This is a genomic window from Thiolapillus sp., assembly GCF_048562965.1.
GTDB classification, from domain to species: domain Bacteria; phylum Pseudomonadota; class Gammaproteobacteria; order Chromatiales; family Chromatiaceae; genus Thiolapillus; species Thiolapillus brandeum_A.
On the sequence record NZ_JBHNMF010000545.1, the window covers coordinates 1 to 2,106 of the forward strand.

The 2,106-nt window shown below is 56.7% G+C and carries 1 protein-coding gene and 1 pseudogene; both read left to right on the top strand.

Going from position 1 to position 2,106, the window contains the following annotated elements:
• The first annotated feature begins 58 nt into the window (after window positions 1-58).
• Window positions 59-925, top strand: a complete 867-nt coding sequence (locus tag ACOCD2_RS17480) for a DNA-binding protein (protein ID WP_293649676.1) — start codon at window positions 59-61, stop codon at window positions 923-925.
• Window positions 926-1,009: 84 nt separating this feature from the next.
• Window positions 1,010-2,106: pseudogene (locus tag ACOCD2_RS17485) on the top strand (hypothetical protein); the annotation flags it as partial.

The following is a 2,106-nucleotide window of genomic DNA, read 5'->3' on the forward strand; positions in this document are numbered from 1 at the left end:
GTAGTATTACACAGCTACAGCTTACTACAACGCTACATTTCATACAGGAGATGCAACCATGGCCGTTTCAAGAGAGCAGATTTTAGAAGCAGCGGACCAAATCGCCGCCGAGGGCCAACGGCCTACCCTGGATGCCGTGCGTAAGATCACCGGCGGCAGCTATTCGACCATTTCCCCAGTGCTTAACGAATGGAAAGCCCAGCAGAAAACCAATACAACCCCAATCCAGGAGCCAGCCCCGGATACCATTAACGACCGCTTGGCCGCCGTAGGCGGCCGAAGTGTGGGCTGCAGCTATGGAGCTGTCAAACAGCAGCCTATGACTAATAAGTTCTCACTATTTAACTTGTGCAGCATGGCCGTGGCCGCGTCGGTATTCCTGGGCAGCAGTATGGCCATGTCCAGTGCTACGGCGGCAGATGACGGCATAAAGGAACTGAAGAAGGTTCTGGAAGGACAGATTGCCCTCATGAAGCCGGAGCTGCAGAAGAAGGTTAAGGGTCTGTCCATGGACACCAAGATGTCCCTGATGACCATCCTGGCCATGCACAGCCGTTACAGTGAACGGGTCACCATGCGTCAGGTCATGACCGAAGTGCTGGCGGACTTCCAGAGCGTCATGGCTGGCATCATGACTGACAACCCGGAGATGACGGTGGACAGTGCGCGCCGCCTGGCCAATCACCGCATTCCTGTCGGCGGCCTGCTGCCTTACCTGGGCATGGAGAACATCAGTGACGAGCGTCTGGCCACACTGGTTGGCTTCAACGACAGCGTAGAAGGGAATTCCCTCAAGCTGGCGGAGGCTGCCGAGAAGGGGGACATGGGTACGGCGGCAGAAATGGTTGGAAAGATCAGCGTGGGTTGCGTGGCCTGTCATTCCGTATTTCGTGGTCAGCCGGGAGTGTCTGATCTGCTGCGCTGATCTCGTCGATAAAATGGGTGCTGGCCAACAAGTGACAGACAACAATGGCCATTTCCAGGCACCCGTCACCTGGGAGGATACTGTATGAAAAGCGGAAAACTGTTGCTGGCGTCCAGCCTCATGCTGGCGCTTGCCGCCCCTGTAGCGGTACAGGCGGCGGAAGAAGAAGACAAGGAAAAGACTGCCTTCGAAAAGCGCCGGGCCTTGGCGGAACGGATCAAAAAGCTGCGGGAGTTGCGCAAGCGCCTGCCGCACCCGGTACCATCGGGGCTGTTCGGCATCTATGCCTTTCCAGAAGCGGGGCAGGGTGTGGCCGGTATCAACTATCAGCATCATGAGTTCGATGGCTTGATCCAGGGAAGTGACTCCGTATCGGCGGAAACCGTGGTCACCACCGTGCCCAACCGTTTCTTCGGCGATCCCATGCAACCGCCCACCCTGCGAGTGGTGCCGGAACATGTAGAAGCGGACGTGGCCTTCCCCTTTGCCAACTTCGCCATCAACGACAGGTTTGCCCTGGTGGGATTGATGCCCCTGGTGCAGAAGAAGACCACCCTGGAGACTTTTGCGGGACCAACGGGAACCAAGAGCCTTGGCACCAACACAGTGAAGTCGAGGGGTCTGGGGGATATCAAGTTTGGCACCATCTACAAGGCCTACAACAGCAAGGACTACCGGCACAACTTCCTGGTGGATCTGGGTCTTAGCGTGCCTACAGGCAGCATTACGGAAACAGACTACAGCCTGACGCCCATGAATACCAAGGTAAAGACCCGCCTGGCCTACGGCATGCAGTTGGGTACAGGCACCTGGGATAGTTTTTTCGGCCTGGTGTACTGGGGGCAGAACGAAAACTGGGGCTGGGGAAGCCAGTACCTGGCAACCATTCCCCTGGAAAGTGAAAACAAGGAAGGCTGGCGTTATGGTGACAAGCATGAGCTGACTGCCTGGATGTCCTACAGCTGGAATCCGGATCTGGTTACATCCCTGCGTATTCGTGGTGAAACCCAGGATCAGATCCATGGCATGGATCCGGAAATATACGGGGCTGGCCTAGGTGCAGATCCGGACAATTATGGTGGTGAGCGTGTCGAGGTGGGCATAGGCATCAATTGGATGCCGGTTCCGGCCAACAACCTCAGTGTGGAGCTGCTGTTCCCCGTGCACCAGGACAGAAACGG